Annotated in this window: 12 protein-coding genes; all 12 read right to left on the reverse strand. The window is 49.4% G+C overall.

The window, feature by feature from the left end; translation table 11 throughout:
• Positions 1–151 precede the first annotated feature (151 nt).
• The 12 genes from PAE68_RS21830 to PAE68_RS21885 all read right to left on the reverse strand — a co-directional run bounded on the left by PAE68_RS21830 (position 152) and on the right by PAE68_RS21885 (position 20,879).
• Entirely contained in the window at positions 152–2,257 is a 2,106-nt protein-coding gene (locus tag PAE68_RS21830) for a pectate lyase family protein (RefSeq protein WP_281890502.1), read from the reverse strand.
• Positions 2,258–2,598: 341 nt separating this feature from the next.
• Positions 2,599–2,982: a DUF6463 family protein gene (locus tag PAE68_RS21835; RefSeq protein ID WP_281890503.1), complete on the reverse strand. Its 384-nt coding sequence runs from the start codon at positions 2,980–2,982 to the stop codon at positions 2,599–2,601.
• A 58-nt stretch (positions 2,983–3,040) separates the two neighbouring features.
• Positions 3,041–3,874 carry a DUF6597 domain-containing transcriptional factor gene (locus PAE68_RS21840; protein WP_281890505.1) on the reverse strand — a complete coding sequence of 278 codons (834 nt, stop codon included), beginning with the start codon at positions 3,872–3,874 and terminating at the stop codon, positions 3,041–3,043.
• 274 nt (positions 3,875–4,148) lie between these two features.
• Complete coding sequence (locus tag PAE68_RS21845) at positions 4,149–5,159, reverse strand: glycoside hydrolase family 130 protein (RefSeq protein WP_281890507.1); 1,011 nt, start codon at positions 5,157–5,159, stop codon at positions 4,149–4,151.
• 101 nt (positions 5,160–5,260) lie between these two features.
• Entirely contained in the window at positions 5,261–9,163 is a 3,903-nt protein-coding gene (locus PAE68_RS21850; protein ID WP_281890509.1) for an endo-1,4-beta-xylanase, read from the reverse strand.
• A gap of 151 nt (positions 9,164–9,314) precedes the next feature.
• Positions 9,315–11,438, reverse strand: a complete 2,124-nt coding sequence (locus tag PAE68_RS21855) for a beta-galactosidase (RefSeq protein WP_281890511.1) — start codon at positions 11,436–11,438, stop codon at positions 9,315–9,317.
• A gap of 26 nt (positions 11,439–11,464) precedes the next feature.
• Entirely contained in the window at positions 11,465–12,982 is a 1,518-nt protein-coding gene (locus PAE68_RS21860) for an extracellular solute-binding protein (RefSeq protein WP_281890514.1), read from the reverse strand.
• Between the two features lie 38 nt (positions 12,983–13,020).
• Positions 13,021–13,899, reverse strand: coding sequence for a carbohydrate ABC transporter permease (locus PAE68_RS21865; protein WP_281890516.1), 879 nt, complete (start codon positions 13,897–13,899; stop codon positions 13,021–13,023).
• Positions 13,900–13,915: 16 nt separating this feature from the next.
• Entirely contained in the window at positions 13,916–14,869 is a 954-nt protein-coding gene (locus PAE68_RS21870; protein ID WP_281890518.1) for an ABC transporter permease, read from the reverse strand.
• 164 nt (positions 14,870–15,033) lie between these two features.
• Entirely contained in the window at positions 15,034–17,157 is a 2,124-nt protein-coding gene (locus PAE68_RS21875) for a helix-turn-helix domain-containing protein (protein WP_281890520.1), read from the reverse strand.
• A 410-nt stretch (positions 17,158–17,567) separates the two neighbouring features.
• Positions 17,568–18,968 (reverse strand): sulfatase family protein, encoded by a 1,401-nt coding sequence (locus PAE68_RS21880; protein ID WP_281890521.1) that lies wholly within the window; start codon positions 18,966–18,968, stop codon positions 17,568–17,570.
• 39 nt (positions 18,969–19,007) lie between these two features.
• Complete coding sequence (locus PAE68_RS21885; RefSeq protein ID WP_281890523.1) at positions 19,008–20,879, reverse strand: ADP-ribosylglycohydrolase family protein; 1,872 nt, start codon at positions 20,877–20,879, stop codon at positions 19,008–19,010.
• Between the last annotated feature and the right edge of the window lie 21 nt (positions 20,880–20,900).

Below are 20,900 nucleotides of genomic sequence, written 5' to 3' on the forward strand. Positions count from 1 at the left end.
TAAATATGTTTTCAAACACCTTTTGTTCTATTTTTATATTCATTATTCGTCATCCATCGACCTATTCCTTCCTCCATTAACAAAAAGTTGTGCGTCAAAAAGACCACCTCGCAAGGTGGCCTTTCCGACCCTTTCATCAGGGTACACTCAACTATTTCACTTCCATATAGAACAGGTTCGTTACGCCGTCCTTTGTAATCGTATGCGAGCCTGCTGCAAGAGATACGGTTACAATTCCGTTGGTCATTGGATAGCTTGTGCCATCCACTTTAATTTTCGTGCCGTCCGGCGAGTTGAACACTAGCGTTAAGGTCGAAGCCTTCGTCGTCGTGAAGGAAATGCTCGTCGAGCTCTCGATCTTCAGACATTGCGTCAGCGTTAATCCGTTGTACGTGACTGTACCTTTGGAGGACGACAGACTGCCTTGAATGTTGAAGAAGCTGCTCTGTGTTCCTGGTGCTGTGAAGTTATGAACGTACTCTCCAGTTCCAGGAGTCGGCTCCGGATTTGGTTCTGGTTCTGGTTCTGGCTCTGGGTTCGGATCTGGATTAGGATTCGGGTTCGGAGCAGGCGTGCTCGAATTACCTCCAACCGAGACAAGCTTCGACGTGTAGCTTCTGATCTTAGTCATCAGCCCTTGATTCACATCATACGACGTGTCGTCCACCGAATCGTTGAACTCCCATGTGAAGTCCCCGCCATTCATGCGTCCGGCCTTGGCAGTTACAATCGCTTCTACCGAGCTTACCTGATCAATCTTGGCTGCGCTCACGCCCGTGTCGACGGTCGTATCGAAGTTGTTGTAAGCCGTACCGCCTACCAACGCTTTGTAGGAGCTAGGAACCGTTTGCGTTCTTGAAGAAGCCAAGAAGGCATCGAACGAAGTAGCATTCGCCGGAGCCGTTCCAGCGTTGGAGTTCGCATAGATGATGCTCTGTGCGCCCACAATTGTATTGTTGAACGCTTTAATCATTCCGCCATTCTCACCTGAGAACGTGCCTTCACCTAGTGCGTCCGTTCCTTGCAGGGAGCTGAGCATCGGGTGCTTCGTATTTCTGAAATAGTTCGATTCAACGAAAGCCGATGCGCCAGTCGTCACACCAACACCATACTTGGACACACCGTCGAAGTAGTTATTGTAAATATGAACAGACGCAACTCGAATACGCGGATGACGCGAGTCCGAATGATCGAACCAGTTATGATGGAACGTTGCGTAGAACGGATTCGACTCCCCAAGGCCCACTAGAGAAGCTTTACCGGAATCCCAGTAATGGTTGTAGGAAAGAGTGATATACGTGGAGCCCTTCTTGAAGTCTGTCGAGCCATCGCCCTTCGCCTGGTCCGCATCTCCGCCGGCCGAGCCATAGAACAGATCATTGTGGTGCAGCCATACGTTGGCATTGCCTGTATCTAAGGAAATACCGTCGTCCGGGAATAGCATGAAGCCGAGGTTACGTACTTCTACATTACCGACATAGCGAATAAGAAGTCCCCAGCCATATGCATAAGCATCTTCGCCGATCCCTTCGAGCGTCATGTTCATTTCGGAGTAGTTGTCCTTACCCTTCACTTGAAGATAGCCGCTGCTGTTCAGCTGTCCGCTCATGTCGGCAGCCGTCACTTTACCGATGAAACGGATCGCAAGCGGAGTCGTATCGTACCCTTTTTGTCTCAGGTTCAATATTTCGCCGATACCTACGCCAGTCTGCTTCGCGCCAGAGCTGCTTACCTTCACGTCGAGCGTAACCGTCTTGGCTGTAGCCGAGGTCACATAGAGCACCTGAGCGCCGCTCTTCAGCGTTCCATTATCGTTGTAAGCGCCTGAGCCCGTACCGAACATCGAGTTAGAGGAAAAAGCAAACCCCGAGCGGTCATGAGCTGCTACAGCAATGCTGCCTGTAACGGCGGTAGCTGTGGAGCCTCCCGACAGTCTAGCTTCGACCTTGATCACATAATTACCCGCTGCAAGCCCTACGATATCGGCCCTCCAATTAGACGGGTACTTACGAATCAGCTCGTTATCGATTTGCTTGTACTGCGAATCCGCCGCTCCAGCAGGCTTCACATACACATTATAGCCTTGGGCATTACTGACAGGACTCCATTCGACGTAGGCAGCTTCATTCCAGCCACCGCTTTGGGTCAAGGTTACAGTGGCAGCGTGCGCAACAGTCGCGGCGAACCCGCTCAAGATTAACGATAGCGCAAGAGACAGCAACAGCATCATACGTGTTACGTTCATTGCTTGGGTCATGTAATAGATCCCTCCCGGAAATAGTGGATAAGAGCGACTGAAATCGCTTGCGATATTTCCCTAACAGCCTCCTTTCTTATCAACAATTTTCCAACCGCTCGAACACCCTCAGCTTACCAGCCATGTAAGCGATTCTGAAATAATCAATGGTTCATCTTCCCCCCGGGATCATCCGCATCCCTAGCCATTCCTGAGTTAATGATTATAGAATGGAACCGATGACACGAATTGGGTGCTTGTGGGCGCGCGAAAATGAAGAAGCACCATCGCGTCGGATGGTGCTTCGGGTGTAGCTCTATTCGTGGCGCAGCGGTTCTCAACGCCAACTCGTCGCCTAATGTCTATGGACTGCAATGACGGCTACGAAGTAAGTGTGGCTGCAGAATCATCCAAGCTAGTGGAAAGAAGAGCCAAATACCAGACGCTGGAGAGAACGCTACGCCAATCAAAGCAAATAGAAGCACTCCCCACCCAAGATAAGAAGGTAACGGTTTTTCGAATGTTCGCAGTATACTTTGCCAATGGACACCCGTTCCAATCCAAAAAAATCCTACTACTAAAAACCAAAACAGAAAGTTACGATCATACTCCGTGTTCACCGTGTTAATGACGCCATCCGCAAGCAGCTCAAGTACAATGTCTTGACCAAGCAGCAAGCCAACAGCATTATGGATCACACCAATTCCGATTAAGTACCAGCCACTGTACTTCCATATATGTTTCAAGCCTTCTCCCCACCTCTCCCCTGAGTAGAACCGATATTCCCCTCTACATAAGTGTACCCTAGCCTTCAGTTGGAGTATTGTAAAAAAGCGACATATATCGTTTATCGAGTAAGAAGTCCCTAGGCGTTGCTGAAATAAGCTCCTGAAATTCCTTGTAAAAGTGAGACTGGTCGTAGTAGCCATGCGCGAGAATAATTGACAAGTGGTAGGTATGATCATGCTGCATGAATTGCTTAATCGTAGATTCAAAACGCATAATACGCTGAAATTGCTTAGCGGGTATCCCCATGGTTTGTTTAAACGATCGCTGAAATTGCCTTTCGCTAACATGTAAGGAGTGCATGATATCTCTAATCTTCATATTTCCTGAATGATTCAAAAGAGCTGTAACTGCAAAATGAACGATATCGTTATTTTTCACATGTAATGCGATCTTTCCAAGAAGAAACGACTCAATCAACTGAATTCGTTCCTCAAAATTGACTACCGCCATCACACGCTCAGTCAATTCAATCCCGGAAGCCCCCCACACTTCGGATATAGGAAGGAAGGTTTCGGTTAACTCATCCATTGCTCCCCTAAAAAAATGTGCGAAGCAGCCCGGACGAAACCTGACAGCCACAAACCCCATCTCTTTCTCCTTGGGAAGAGATAATGAATATGCTTCACTCATCCAAAACACAAAGTGGCTTTGTGGCAGCCGATGACCGTCTCCCTTATGATCCGAAATGGAAAACGGCTCTTTATAATAAAGAATCATTTCCATATTCGTACTTGGAATGACTCTTGGAAGATGGTACGGTTCATACTCAGAGTTATCACTTTCCCAAGACCAATAGCATTCGATAAACGGCTGCAAAAGTGCACAAGGATATTTAAACTTAATATTCACCCATCCTCACCTCCCGAACGAGGTATGTTTAACGACATCTTTTCAGTCGCCTTCCCCGTTCATTCCCAACCCTCGTCAAGTATTTATTTGTGTTGATTATATCATTCATATCGATATGATGTTACACATTAAGAAGATGGGTGCCGATCCTACCGTCTTGGTTTCTTATTTGTTATGGATAAGCAAAAAAACACCATCATATGATATGGTGTTTTTCACTATTATGGAGAGGCGGGAGTCGAACGCCCGGTTATATACGTTCTTTGCTTGGTGCCTACTTCAACGTAGAATGCTCTAAGCACAGTTTAACCAAATCATCGACATGGGCTGTTGCCACGCACTCTACGGTATCGGAAGCGCCATAGTAAATTTTCACTTCCCCATCATCCTCCAGAATCATGCCTCCCGGGAAAATCACGTTCGTTCTGAAGCCTTCCAGCTCGTACTCGGCTTCAGGTGCGATTAATGGATCTTTATACAGCCCTACTACTTGATGCGGATTGTCCAGATCGAGCAAGCAGATGCCAGCCGTATACCTTTTCTTCCAAGTATCCTCCCAGCCGTTCTTCCCTCTGGTCGGATCAAGATCGACAGCATGAATCGTCGTTAGCCAGCCGTATTTCGTCTTGATAGGCGGAGCTCCAGGTCCGATCTTGTCATTGGCATACGGAACATCCTCTACCCCAAGAACGAGATGTGAGTTCCCCCAATACTTCAAGTCAGGAGAATCCGACATCCACATATCGAACCGGTCGATTCCTCCGCGGCTGTACACAGGGAAAGGTCGCTCCAGTCTCACGTATTTGCCATTTATCTTCTCCGGGAACAAGACCATGTTCCGGTTATCCGGGACCGTCAAGCTTAACACTTCGAAATGCTCGAAGTCGTCGGTGACGGCAATTCCTCCGCGCAGTCCATGACGTGTATCCACCGCAAAACACATATAGACGCGTCCATCAATGACCGTTAATCGCGGGTCATATGCGCGCATAAACTCCTCATCCTTCAGGTGAAAGATGGGCTCCGGCTTCACATCCCAGTGTATACCGTCTTTGCTGAAGGCAATGCCTATATTTGTCGTATGAGAAGGTGCTAAACTTTGCTTCACCGGATCCCCATAGTCATTACGGAATACCATCACATATTGATTTTGATATTTCGTTACACCCGCGTTAAATACCAATGCTGGTTGATAAGGGACATGCTCTCTGGTCAGAATCGGGTTCTGTGGGTGACGCTTGACAACAGGGCTAGACTGCAGCTTTCCAATAATAGGCCTACTCATTCCATTACTCCCCCTCGTGATTAGTGTTTCTTTCAGATACAAGAATCGGAGAGTACCTTGGAAGAACAGTACTCCCCGTGTTCAGAACTATGAGATGTTGATCATGGCTTCAATGAATCGACCACACGATTGAGAATTTCCGCCTGCTCCTCGGACAAAGCTTTCCCTTTTTGGGCGGACAATTGATTTTTGAATGCATTCAACTTATTCATCCGATCCTTGCCGTTCGACTTTGTCGCATTCTCCAGCTTGACGATCAAGGAATTGGCTATTCCTTGGTCTTGCTTCAACCATTGATTAATCAGACGAACCAAGCTTTCAAGCGACACCTTCACTTCAAAATGAGCTGTGCTGCTGCTCATATTCCCAGCCCCATCCACCGCTTGCGCAGTCACCTCATGGACGCCGACCCCAAGTGTATAAGCGGGCGCAGCGATGTCCTTGCAGGTTGAGGCTGCGATTCCAGATTGTGCATCTGCAGCTGCACAAGTTATCGACACCATTTCATCTATCCAATACGTGTGTCCCGTATATACGGAGAACGTAACAGAAGGCGCTGTACGATCGATATGCAATGTAGTCGACTGGGCTGCCTCCCTATTGTCGGCATGATCGATACTGCGATACGCCAACGTATATGTTCCATCCTGGGCAAAGGCAACAGGTTGCGAATAATTGATCCAATTCAAGCCGTTATCAGCGCTATATTGCATCACGGCAACACCAGACTGATCGTCGGAAGCCGTCAACGCAAGTGTCACCCCCTCGCTGTACCAGCTCGTGCCGTTCGGTTGCGTAGGCTGGAGAGCTGCAGTCGTTACCGGTGGTGTCATGTCGCCAAGCAGTCGAATCACACCGAAGCCGGAGCTATCCTGATACGATTGACCGGACGAGTCATTCCATGCGGCTACACTGTTTCGCTTGCCGTCGCCATTCTCGTCATTGTTCACCTGAACATCGAAGCCGATCAGCATATCCGCTTGTTCGTCGATCGCATCCAGATCAATGGCCGCCTCAACATAATAGCCGCCCGCAACTGTTGCAGTCGCTGATGCGATTTTTACCGAAGAGGCAGAACCGCCATAGCTGTGTACATTATTGAAGTTGACGCGATACTGGGCGTCGTCCGACTCGTAGTAAGGCGTTTTCCCCAAGTTCTGGTCGACGAACAGTTCAATCGAATCTTCTTCCCATGGATTCGCGCTGACATCGCTTAACAGCGTATCGTTTACTTTGGCGAAAATGTACAAGTATTGTCCGTCCCACATCGTTTTCACCTTCGCAGTGGAACCACTCGTCCCCTGAACCCAGTTATCCGTTGTTATTTCGACTGCATTCGCCCAAGCGCTGTCTTCCACCGCATCGATCGTTGGCGTGCCATATACGGCATCGGTAATGTTCAATGCTTTGGTAAAGGTCAATACGCCGAATTTCGAAGTATCGCTGTTCTGGCTATGCGACGTGTCGTTCCAAGAAACGAGCTTCCCCGTAGCTGCGTCGGTCAATCGGATATCGAAGCCGATCTTCTTACCGATAACGCCCGCGGTCTGAAGCGGAATCTCCGCTTCAATGCGGAAGCCTGCTTCCGTTTCCACCACGCTGAACGCCACGTTGCCTGAAGAAGTGCCGTTCCTGTAGAACGTGTAATGCGAGTCATCCGAACCGTATGTCGTCGTCTTGTCATTGTTGCGGTCCATGTACAGCTCGATTGCATCAGTTGCATTCACGGTCGTATCATGAGATTCTGCAATTACGTACAAGTAGTTCGCATCCCATGAAGTCTGCACCGTCCCCGCGAGCTCTTCGTCATCTCTTAATGAAGTCACGCTGAGAGCACGCCACAATAGATCCTTCTGTCCGTCGATTACAGGCGTACCTTGCGACGAGCTTACCGTTTGGATTAACGGCGGTAACGTTGAAGGATCGACGATGCCCCAATACGCATATTTCGCCTGAAGGTCATAGTCGAACAGCAACGGCGCGTCCAACCGGGATTTGCTTAACCACGAATAATCGTCCGCAAGTCCCCAAGTTGTAACCGAGCTAATGTAATTGCTGAACTTCTTGTATTCGTCAAAAAGACGCTTCATGCGGTGACCATGTTCAACGAGAACAGATTGCGGCACAGTATCTCTGCTGCTCCCTTGAACGTTCTCCGGCCATGGATCAGAATTGTTGACGTATATGCTTACATCAAGCTCGGTAATATGATTGTCCAGACCGAGACCGGCAAACAGCATAACGGTTTCCCCAATGCCGGAAGGATCGGGATTCGTAAGATCGACATGCATCTGATGGCCGACCCCGTCGATCGGAACACCCTCATTCTTCAACTGCTGGACCAGATTGTAGAGGAACTGACGTTTCTTCGGATCTTTGACCGTACTGAACTCATTGATATACAGCATGGCGTTTGGTGCGACCTCGCGGGTAACACGGAACGCCGTGCGAATGAAGTCCAGTCCCGTTATTTCAAACCATTTGGTTCTGCGCATTCCGTCTGGTTGACTTGCATCGATCACTTCATTGACAACGTCCCATGCGTAGACGGAGTCTTTATACCGGCCTACCACGGTGCGGATATGGTTCTCCATCCGTTGAAGCAGCAGCGCTTTGTTCTCTGCTGTAGGCGTCATGTCATTTCCATTCACGTCCTTGAAGAACCAGTCTCCTGTTCCATAATGCCACACGAGCGCATGGCCGCGAACCTTCATCTGATTGGCTACCGCATAGTTGACGAATTTGTCGGCATTCTCGAAGGTGAACGTGCCTTCTTGCGGTTGAAGCCGGATCGGCTTCATTTCGTTCTCAGCCGTGATGCTGTTGAAATGTCTTCTGAGCAGCTCACTATGTTTGCCGTCCAGCTGCAGCAGTTCGATTGCGGCTCCCATATCAAAATAAGGCGCCACAGTCTGATGTAGGGAAGGAATATTCGTTTGAACCGGCGGGGATTGCTTCCATACCATCTTGAAATCATCCATATAGAAGGAAGGATGTCCGGTTCTGGATTCCGGATAGATCGTCAGAGACTCGGCATCATGAAGAAGCTTGTAGTTCACTTTCAGATTCACCCATGCGGCATCTGTAACCGGCGTGTTCGGAACGATCGATTCATAGTATGTTTTGCCGCCTGTTACGCGCTGTATAGTAATCCGCAGATCGTTCGCCGGCTCCCCTGGATACAGCTTTACCCACACGGACAGCTCATATTTTTCTTTCTTTACAATTTTGTCGGTAATATTCAATCGCGCCCCGCTCCAGGTTTGGGTACGGTTCGTAATGAGCAAGCTGCGTGTGCTTACCGCGCTGTTATGAGTGTCCGCATTCGTAACTGTCAACTGGTCGCTGGCTCGAGCTGGCGCCCACCCTTTCAATGTGCCATCCTCAAAGTCGGTTACGATACCTGATGCTGCTGGATTCGACGCAGATGCAGGCACGATCGTCACGTCATCCAGGTAATAAACGTCGCTGGCAATCGAGCTCTCCACATACAATTTCAGTGAATCCATGTCTGTAGAATAGGTGTACGAGCCTCGAAGCCTGACCCAGTTCGAATCCGATATGCTAGCGCTCGCGACAGTACTCCAGCTTGTGGAGCCGCCGACCGGCTTACTCTCCATCGTCATGCGGATTGTACTGGCCGGACTCGAAGGCTGTTTGCCCGCCAATTTCACATAAGCGGTTATTTCGTACACCGTTCCTTTAGTCAGAACGTCCTTGGCGTTGAGGCTTGGACTGTTCCAAGTGTTTGTGCGGCCGCTCGTCTTTAAGCTGTACGAGCCTGCATAAGCCTCTTCAGTTACAGCTGCCACCTGAACCCCGCTGCCTCTTGCTACCCAGCCTTGAGCCGTACCATCCTCGAAGCCGTACCTAAGCTCAGCCGCAGGCGGCGCTTGCTCGGCATATGCAGAGCCTGTCCATAAGTCGGAAGTCAACATACCGTTCGGAATGCACAATGTGAACAAGAGAAGCAACGTTACCATTTTACCGAATATACGTTTCATCAATTGAAACCTCCTTGTTTTTTTAAACGTTCATTGTGACCGCTTACAATTCAAGCTGCTGGATGGATCGGATCACATCACCCCTCCCCTAATTTAGGAATGGACACAGATCACTGCATCCATTCCTTTTAAGACCATGCATTTTTTTACATTATCGAACCAAATAAACCTGTACTTGCAGTGGTGACAGCGTTACGTGTAACGTATTGCCCTCCATGCTCGTTTCCTGTTCATTTACAATGTCGTATGCCAGCTGATACGGTCCGGTGTTAATCTGAATTACTGCATCCTGATGCCATTCGCTGTTATTAATCAGAATAAGAATATCTTCCTTGTCCGCGTTTAATAGCAGGCTGCCTTGAATGTACAAGCTGCCGCTGACGACAGGAGCCGCAATGCCCAATTGGTGGACCACATCCAGGACGATCGTTTTGGCCCCGCTCTCCGATTGCCCCGTGTCCTGGCGCCTCAGATCGTCACCGATGCTTTCCTTGGGAGCATAAGTGAGGCCAAGGTGAACCCCGCTCATATACGCATACCCGTCGCCCACTTGATGTCTCATCAAAGCCGGACCGGTTCCGTCGGCATACTCCGCCACAACTTCAGCAACGACTTGCTTGTACGTCTCTTTCAGCTTGCAGTTCGTCAGCTTCAGCTTATGGTTCCCGTAGACGACTTCGACCGTCTGTTGATTTCGAAGATCGTCCCCCTCGCAGCCGAATATGGACGCGTACCCGCTACCTGGAACGGTGCTATCAAGCATCAGCGAATCGTTGAAGGCGGCAAAATAAGGATCGGATAAGATGCATCCTCCGGAACGTACATACTCCTGCAGAATCTCCTTCGTTTGCGCATGCAATGCGGCAGGCTGCGGAAGGATGACGAGCTTGTAGTGCTTCAGCTTCTCGAGACTATTAAATTCTTCATGCACGATATCGACAGGAATGTTATGCTCCCACAGCATTCTGTAGTATCCGCTCGTACAATCGATGGAGAAGTTGGAATTCCGATGATCGCACCAATCTACCATATACGATTGCAGGCTGAACAAGATAGCAACTTCAGCATCAGCAGGCTTCGAATGATGAAAATGATGCTCATACCGATTCAAGATATGGCCTATTCTCGCAACGGCAAGCAAATGATCGGTCTCATTACCCGTGTAATCGGTCAATCCGAACCCGCCCATTTCATACCCATGCGCTTCTTTGCGATACTGCCAGTAAAGAACGCCCTTGGCACCATGACGGATCGATTCCCAAGTCCAGATCGCCAGTTCCTCCTGGCGGAGCTTTCCTTTGCGGCCGAATCCGCCGCCGTGGTCGCCAACGCCGAGTTCAGCCTGCCAGAATGTTTTCCCGTCTGCCGCTGACCGCGCGGCATCCGTCGAAAACCCCAGCATACAGCTGCTCTGAGCGCTGGACGGAAACGCACTGAACCCCCACAGCTCGAAGTGCTGTGCATTGCGCCAATCATCGAATGCCATACCCCCGAGCTGCGGACAAGTAATGCTGCCGCCCCCCCAGGAGTGAGCGATTACCGGACGGTCATCATACCTGCGGATAATGTCGGAGCGCCAGCGGATTTCATCCACCACATTCTCCGTCATGAACATGCGGAAATCAACCTGGTCCTTATAACCGAACCTCCATGTCGGTGGACGTACTTCGTCCCAATCGTTATGATGCCTTCCCCAGGCTTCATTCAGCTTCTGAATATCGCTGTACTTGCGCTTCAGCCATTCCCGGAATTTCTCCCGCGTCGCATTGCAGAAGCAATAGTGGTCATGCGTGGCGCTTCCGATGTCGACCCAGTTGTGCGGCTCGTTCATCGGCTCCCAGAAGGATATTTCCGGTCGTTCGGCCAGATGACGCACAACGGCCGTAATGAACCTTTCCTCCAGGCGCCTTACCTCCGGGTTGTCGTAGCAAAGGCCGGGCCAGCCGCCAGAGGGCGTATTGCTCCGGGCGGCCGGCTCGAACGCCCGGCCGCGGGCATCCACATAATAATACTGCGGATATTTACGGATCAGCCATTCCGGCGCACCGTGCAAATGAAACAAGTAGCCCACTCGCAGCCCATGCTTGGCGACGAGTTCAGAGAAGGCGTCAAGGTACTCCCAGTTATACTGCCCCTCCTCCAATTCCAGTGCGTTCCATACAAGCCATGCCCGAATCGTGTTGAAGCCGTGCGCCTTCATGTTGGCCAAGTCGCGATCCCAGTCTTCCAGCTTGGGCGTCCACGAGCGCAAATATTGACTGCCGAATACGAACATGCGTGTCCGCTCCATTCTTCACCTTATTATTTAGCCGCCTGTTTAATTTTGTACTGCTCCCCAAACTCCTGCATCATCGTCTGAACGGTCGGATTCTTCAGCAGCTGATCCACATACGCATCCCAATCTTCCATCGTGTTCCGTCCGACAATGACCTTCGTAATATTCGTATCCAAATCCTTGAACACATCGGCACTGCGCTTGGCATACGTATCGGAGATCAAGCCGACTCCCGGATCCACTTTGGAATGCTCGTAATACATATCTGTCTTCTTCTTCAGATCTGCCTTAAATTCATCCGGCATATCCCCGAATTGGTCGATTTCGAAATATTTATTGTACGCATTCACGATCACATATACGCTGCCGCCTACATCCTTGGCCAAAGCCTCGGCGTCAGTCACCACTTTTTTGCCGTTTTCTACTTTATGATGAACCCCTTCAATCCCGAATTGACGCAGATCGTTGATTTCCTTGCTAGCGGACTGCTCGAGATAGGCAAGAATTTTCTCTACTTTATTTTTGTCGACCGAAGCAGGAATCATAAAGGCACCGAAGAAAGAATCTCTGGCGTATTGAGCGTAGTCCTTCGTTCCTTTCAGTGGCGGCAACACCATGACCTCGCCCTTAGGGTCGGTTTTCTTCAATTCCTTCTCAATTTTCCATGCTCCATGGATCGGACGTTGAAGGATGCCTGCCTTACCCTGCTGGAACATCTCAACCTCTTGACCTGCCTTCAGCACCGAGTATTCGGCGGGAATGAGCTTCTCTTGATACAAGTTCCGGGCATATTGCAAATAATCACGGAAGTAAGGGGTCAGCTGCTTGATCAGTTGAACGCCCTGCCCATTCACCTCAGGGTTCAATGTACCATGAGCATACATGCCGATCGACATCGGATACGTTCCGTAAGTAGCCATAGGTGCAGCAATATTCGGCTTATTGGCTTTAAACGCTTTCATGACTTCCGTCAATTCGTCCATTGTTTCCGGAGTTTTCAGATTCAGTTCCTTCAGCCAATCTTTGCGGATCAGCAGCGATTCACTGATGAGGCCGGTGGCGTTAGGAATGCCATATACTTTTCCGTTAACCTTGGAATCTTCCCATATTTTTTTAGGAATCAACGCAAGATTAGGATACTTTTTCATATCGGCAAGGTAAGGGGTCAAATCCGTAAATGCCCCCTGATTAATTGCATTCACTATATTCGCATCCGTAAAGTTTTTTACAACAGTAATGTCTGCCAAATTATTGGAGGCCAATGCCAAATTAATCTTATCGGTAAAGGAAGGGCTGGTAATAAACTCAATATTCAGCTTCACATTCGTTCTTTGCTGTAGCTCTTTATAGAATGGACTCTGTTCTACAGACGGAGGGGTACCCCAGATTAAAGTCTGCATGCTGATTTCTGTAGGTGTGCTTACGGAAGCATCTTCGGGAGTTGCGGAACCATTCGGATTGGAGTTGCCGCAGCCGGCTAACAGTTGAGTCATGACCAATCCCGCGCTCAGCGCAACAACGGCACTTTTCTTTCGATTGAACATAGAATAATCCCCCTTTTGTTTGGAAAAAGTTCGAACCACTACCCTTTGACCGATCCAAGCAGAACGCCCTTGGCAAAATGCTTTTGCAAGAACGGGTACACCAACAGAATCGGCGCAATAACGGTTACCAATGCAGCCATTTTGATCGTTTCCGGTGGCAAGGCTACCCCCGGGTCCATCGAAACGACCGACATTCCTCCGACGTTGGTTTCATTTTGTAGGATCATCTGCTGCAGTAGCACTTGCAAGGTCCACTTCGACGAATCCTGAATATAGATCAAAGCGGAGAAATACGTGTTCCAATAGTTCACAGCAAAGAACAGGGAGAACGCTGCAATCACGGGCATGGACAACGGTAATATAATTTTGTACCAAATCATAAAGTCGTTGCAGCCGTCAATCTGAGCCGAATCCTCCAAGCTTGCGGGGATCGTATCAAAGAACCCTTTGACCACAAAGATGCTCCAAGCATTCGTCAGCACAGGCAGGATTAGCGCCCATAAGGAATCGATCAACCCTAGCTTATCGACGAGTAAATAATTAGGAATAAGTCCCCCGTGAAACACCATCGTAAACAATACCATCATGATGAGTAGACGAGCTCCAGGCATTTCCTTCTTCGTGATGGCATAGGCGAATGAGGTCGTAAACACTAGGCTCAAAATCGTGCCGACCAAGGTAACAAATGCAGTAGCCTGAAATGACTGCACAAAGGCTTTAGTAGATAAAATATACCGATACGAGTCCAACGACCATTTCTCGGGAAATAAGATGAACTTGCCTGCCACATAGGTCTTCGGATCAGTAAATGACACGGCAAATACATACAGGTATGGAAAAATCATCATTGTACATATGATGACCAGAATTGCATAGATGACAGCATCTACCCACCACGCATTATCCGGTTGCTTCACACAGCTTACCTCCTTCTTAATACAGACCCTGCCGTCCGAAGCGTTTGGCCAATTGATTCGCACTTACAATGAGGATCAAGCTTGCCACTGATTTGAACACGCCAACTGCAATACCGTAGCTGAATTGTCCTGACAACAAGCCTCGCTTATACACGTACGTATCGAATACTTCGGCAACGGGCTGAACAAGCGGATTCTGCATCAACAGCACCTGCTCGAAGCCGACCTCCAGCATGCTTCCCATTTGCAGAATGACCAGAATAATAATGGTTCCGCTAATGGCTGGCAACGTAATATGCCAGATTTGTCGCATACGGTTCGCTCCATCGAGAAGAGCTGCCTCATATTGCTGTGGATCGACACCGGCAATTGCCGCTAGGAAAATAATAGTACCCCAACCAACTTCCTTCCATATATTCTGTCCCGTAAGCAGCAGCCAGAACGCATTGGGATTCGTTAATATCGATACAGGCTCTTGACCGATATAAACAAGGAATTTGTTCAGCAGACCCACATCGGTAGACAGGAACAAGTAAGTGAAGCTGACCACCACAACCCAAGATAAGAAGTGGGGCAGGTACACAATCGACTGGGCCACCCGCTTGAACCTCTCCTGCCTGACCTCATTTAAGATCAGCGCCAATAAGATCGGCAACGGAAAAGAAAGGAACAAGCCGAGGAAGCTAATCGCTAGCGTGTTCCGCATTAATATCCAGAAATCCTCATAGCCGAAAAAAACTTTGAAATGCTCGAAGCCGACCCATTCACTGTCAAGTAATCCGCGGAAAGGATTATAGTCCTGAAAAGCCAATACAATGCCCCACATCGGTACATATTTGAACAAAATAAAGAAGAACGTTGTAGGTGCCGCCAGAAGATAACACCACCGGTATCGGACTATAAGGGCCCATAACCGTCCTGCCTTCAACTTGATCGACTGGTTACGTTGAATGTTGTAACCGTTCTCCATATCACTCACCTCCCTTCCTGTGTCCACTGTAAACCGAATCACAGTGACACAGAAGAGGCACGTTTTTACCCCAGCTAAACCGTTGATTTTCCTAGGTTTGCGCCGCTAATGCGTACATTTTTTTACCTAACCAAGCAGGCCACCTCAAAATATGTACGTTGCCTTTACTTGCGCTGCCGGGCCCGGAACGCTTGCGGGGGAATTCCTTCGTACTGCTTGAACACCCGCCGGAATGTAGGCTCCGTATAGCCAACCTTCCCGGCAATTTCGGTAATCGTCCAGTCCGTATCCAGAAGCATGTCTTTGGCTTTGGCCAGCTTCACCCGATTCACATAATCAACAAAGGTTACTCCTGTCTTCTGCGCGAACAATCGACTGAAGTAAGAAGGGTTTAACAACACATGCTCTGCAACGGCTGTCAACGACAGGTTGCTATCGACATTGTTCTCGATATATTTTTTGGCCTTGTCTACACTATGATAGCTTTGCCGTTCCCGCTCCTGGGCCATGTAGCTAGATACGAAGGGAAGCAGCCGCGTGCGGAACAAGCCTTCCATCTCGCTGCTGGTGGTGCATTGAAGAAGAAGCTCCATGACGTTCATTTCGTTCAAGTGAAGGCCACTATCTTTGAAGAGGCGGCATAAGGATGAATACAGCAGCAGATAGGAGTGCTTGATCATGGTAGGGGAGCAGCCGCAGTTGGTCAGCTTTTGGCCAAATTGGACAAAGCTCTTCAAGGCCTCCTCCTGCTTACCGTTCTGCAGGCTGAGTACAATCGCCTCTTCTTCTTCCACGGGATAAGCGGACTCCTCATCTATGACGGGCAATTCCTCGATGCTGATCGTTCGATTGCCGCCCTGCACCAGTCGGTAGCGCAACGCCTCCTGAGCATCATTAAAGGAGCGATGGACGGAATGAATATCAGGAGATATGGAACCAATTCCCACAGATACGTTAAATTTAAGATACGTCTCTACAGCCATCCGTGCTTGTTCACTGCAGGTATGGGACAATGCCTGCAGGTCCTTCGTTTGGTCCTCGTGTGACAGCTTGAGCAGCACAATCACCCGTTGCAGACCGGTAAATGACAGCACCTCAGCCTGCAGACCGTTCTCGTCCAGAATCTCCTTGACTATGTTGGCAATAGAGAACAACACCAGCTGCCATTCTTCCTTGCGGAAGCGGTCCTCGACATCATACTGTTCCGCGTCCACGACAATAACCTGATAGGCACATTGTGTCTCAATATGGTGCAGCTGACATAGACGATTCGTCTCTTCCCGGCTATCATTCGTATAGTACCCGTTTATTAAACGGCTTATCATCATTTCTCGAAGCACGGGCGCCTGCTGCTTGTTGAACTGCTCAATCTTCCGCTCCAGGTTGGACCATCTGTGGCGAATGACTCCCCATTCGTCCAGTCCCGGGGACATCACACCGTACTGCTCCTCCTTAAGAAGCTCGGACAACGGGGCGTACAGCCTGCGGGAATTAAAATAGGTCAGACAAATGCCCAGGATCGATGCGCCCAGAACGACGAGGACGGAGGTCCATAATAATTTCGACTTGAAGGTAAACATATTGTCGATCGCCACTGTCTTGACGATGAGCCAATCAGTCTGTGCCGATCTACTATAGAGAGTAATAACCGAGTCCTTGTGATCCGTTACTGAACCAGATAACGGTCCGTCTGCATCCAGTCTATCTAGCCATGCTTGATTATCAGCTATCGTTCCTAACCGCTTCCTGTCATGATGCGCCACGATCCGATGGCTCGCATCCCATATCTCAATTCGAGAATCGTGCTTGATGAAATCAAACAATCCCGCTTCGGTGAAATAAACGGCCAGATACCCATAGGCAATCGATGAATAAACGGGCAGCTGCCGGACAAAAGCAAGATTGGGCGCCTCGCTTCCCCGTTCTGCCTGAGAGTGCCCGTTCACTCCAGTCCATGCTCTTCCGTCGGACAATTGCAATGAACGGTAAAAAACGTCCGTGCCTGAATCGACCCGTGTCAAAAATCCGTTCTTCGAGGACAACAGCAAGCCTTGCCTAGGCAAATACAAGTCAATGCTGAACGACTTGGGAATGGTCTGATGAATCAAGTTCACCTTCTTATTAAGCTCCAGCAACGCCACTGCATCCTTGCCGATATCAAGGTCATAGATGGCATTCAACACTTCATTGTCTAAGGTTAGACTGATGGTCGCTTGCTCGACTTCGGCCAGAGCGGAATCCATCCGTTGCCGAATTTGCTCCAGCTCGCTTAAGGAAGCTTCCCTCACCTGCTGCTCCATGTTGGATGACATTAGCCAATAAGACAATGTCATGCTTAAGGCAAGAGGAATATAGACGGCAATCAATCCAAGATAAAGGAGTCGAAAAAAGTACCTTCTTCGCTGAGGATGCTTTCTTTTATATCGTTTATACATGTTTGTCAGTAACATCGCTTCCCCTCCATATCCTGTTGCTGTGCACCAGACTCCAGTGTGACGAGCATCTGCATGATCAGTATACCTGAATTGTCCTCCTATTGTACTCGAGTTTCAAGCGTTGGGCTCAGCAGTCTGACCTCCTTCCCAGATTATTGAAATAGAAGCAACGGCAATCCTTGGACTTGAACCTATCGTCCTGGATTACCGTTGCTTCAACCACTTTATGTGTAAGGTTGCACCGTTCTTGATTATGCCTTCTGTCAATACGTCCAGGTTCGTCGGCGCGGCGTTTCGATCTGCAGCATCCGATGAGCAAGGAGTCGCCGCGATTCAGCCAACACCTCCCGATACTCGGGCTGATCTGCCACATTCGTGTATTCCCGCGGATCCTTGTCTAGATCGAACAGCTTTTCCTGCCCGTTCGACTCCAGCAAGTACCTGTGTTGCTGCGTGCGGATGTTTCTCCAGCCGGTATGCTCCATTAGCGCGCATGCCTTGGGCTCATATGGACGATCTTGGAACAGTGGGAACAGCGACTGACCCTTCAATGGCTCGGGGACCGGAATGCCTATGCTGTCGAGCAAGGTAGGAACCACATCAACCCCCTCCACCAGATGGGAGATCGTCTGCCCTGATCGGACCATCCCTGCCGGCCATCGGATAATAAGCGGTACACGACTGATACAATCAGGTCCAGGGTAAGACTTCCCATAGCGCAGGTAATCTCCTAGAAACTCGCCATGATCAGAGGTATAGATGACGATCGTATTGTCCTGCAGCCCTAATTCTTCAAGCGTATCCAGCATGCGTCCTGCGTGATAATCGACTTCGCTGATCATTGCATAGTACCCATGCTTAACCGAACGTAGCTCTTCATCTGTGCACGTACCTGAACGCTGGCGTTCAGCTTCATAGTCTGGCGCATATTCGGGCAAGCTTAACCGGTCGGGCTCATATAGGTCCAAAAACTCCTTAGGTGCCACCCACGGGGAGTGTGGCGAATATATGCCAGCGACACAGCACCATGGCTCATGCTGATGACGCTTAATGAAAGAAATCGTCTGCTCCGCCACAAATGCTGTATGTGTGATCTCGGACCGGCCCGGGAATGGGTGAGCACATCGCGCTTCGCGTACGGGATGCTCGATTCCATCATCCAGAACCATCAAGTTCTGATATATCTTCGTAGCCGGTGGCAGTCCAAGACTGATGTCCTTCTCCTCACCCGGATAATTCCTTCTGACCCAAGCTCGGTATGCATCCTCATAGCATCCCGGTTCATCGGAGATCTCCAAGTGATCGAACCCATAGGAGGGATGGATGTCACGGTGATCCCGATTGGCATGAGGCAGAAAGTGCAGCTTACCTATATTTCCAGTGCGGTACCCGTAATTACGGAGCAGCCTCGGTAAGGTGACCGTGTCCTCCGGTACCGGCACACCCATATGGGTAATGCCCAGACTCGATGGATATTGCCCCGTCAAGAAGCTGACACGACTAGGCATACATATCGGACTTTGAACGAAATAATGGTCGAAATTCATCCCTTCGCTAGCCAGCCGATCCAGCCGCGGTGTGATGATCTCCTTGTTGCCATTAGCCCCCAGCGCATCCCAGCGTTGTTGATCGGTATATATAATTAAAATATTAGGACGCTTCATGCCACCTTCCCCCTTCTGCACTCATCGGGTTGTGCCTGTCTAGTTAGCAAACAACATGTCAGTATAATAATAGAATGGACCTGGTTGCTCCGTATTATTCACTGCCACAGGCAACACATACACCTCAAGTGGCGCTCCATTCTGTTGTGCTATGATCTCCAATTCGTGATTCCCTTCAGTCATGACAAACTCGGCATATTGACTATTCGGCGCGCGGTGATAGGCTGGCATGAACTCCTCAATCGTCTTGCACGCTATAATCGTCTCACCATTGAATCTAGCGGATACCAAACCATTAGAAGCAGTAATCAACCTAACCTTGCGTTCGCTTGGATTATGAATCGTAGTTACTGCTCGATACTCTCCATCCTGCTTCGTATCCATCCACTTATCCCAATCCAATCGATTGCCGATGAAGCTGGCTTGCACTCCTTCTGGCTGATCAGGGCCCGAGATGATCCATTCGCTTGCAGCAACCAGCACGATCGTCTCCTTAAGCTCAGCCCAGGTTGATCGATCATGAATCCTTGTAATGACTGCCGTCAACTCATAGGCAGGAGCAGGCATTCCCTTGCTATGAACCTCGAAGTCAAAGCTCATAGATTGACCGGCCTCCAGTGTGAAGCCTTGCGCTGGCGTTCCATCCCATTCGCTCGGTGTGTCTAATGCAAGCCTACCGTTCCATTGCTCAAGTGAATGGTTCACCAATGTTAGCTTCAACCATTTACTTTGTTCCCGACTAATCGCCGGCCCCCTATCACCATAATCAATGAGAAGCTCTAGTCCAAGCGGCTCAGTCGAACCTTGAGGCAGCAGCCTGCGATCAATCGCCACATCACGCTCCCATAGCTTACGAACCATATCGTTCGCTTCAGCAGTCGCAGCGGCAAAATCAGTTGCCATCTCCGGATGTACAATTATACCCGAATCCCAAGCGGCCAGCACCTGCTTCCCCATACGAATCGTTCGTCTTGTCAATTCGTCCAGGTCAGCTGGCACAGGAAACCCTTTAATGGGCGGACTGATGGCGATTCGATCCCCAATCGGCTTCACCCACTTTTCTGGTAAGCCGTCCGGTCCGAGAATCATTCCTAGAATCGCTGCAAGTGTAGCGGCCGTGCAGTCTGTATCGTAACCACAGTTAACTGCCTTTAAGATCGCATCCTCAAAGTCTTCGCCGTACAGCCATCCCAGGATAGTAAAAGCGATATTTTGCGGAGCATCGGTGAAGTTATCGCGGCCATGGTGCTCCAGAATAAGCTTGCGTGCCTCGATCCAGCTCTTGCCTTCGCGATGCCACTTCAACAAATCATACAGCGCCTTCGCTGTGCGACTTGTCTCTGGTATATAAGATAATCCGATCGCAATCAGCTTATCTCGATCTTTCTCCATGAAAATGGCACTCTCTATCGCAGCAAAAAACATCTCTCCATATACACCTTCGCCGCCTGCGTGATCCACGACTGCATCCTGGTAGGCATAATGCGCAGCGATATGAGGCGCCCCCGGAGCAACCATTCCCCAAATCTCAGAACGAATCGGCGAGCCCATGCAATTCGTGAACGGGTTGTTGAACTTCCCAGCAAGAGGGGGCTGGATTCCTCTTCGTATATTTGTAAGCGCATACCCATATTCGTCAAAAGGGAAGAACACATGCTCGATCCATTCCTGTCCCAATTCCTTACACGTTAGCTTCGGGCCATATTGCTCCAGCGCATGCAGCCAAACGAGTTGCAGGTCAAGATCGTCGTTTGCCAGTGGTAACTCCTTCAGCGAAGGATAGAAATCTAACGTAAGCAGTTCCTTTTTACCCTCATCAGGCGCACCAAGAGTTCCCCCTATATTTTTACCTAACCATCCACCATAGACGGTATTGTAATAATCCTGTTCGTTCAGTATGTGAGCAGCCATTGTTTCAAGCCTCCAGTTTGT

The organism is Paenibacillus sp. YYML68 (assembly GCF_027923405.1).
Taxonomy (GTDB): domain Bacteria; phylum Bacillota; class Bacilli; order Paenibacillales; family NBRC-103111; genus Paenibacillus_G.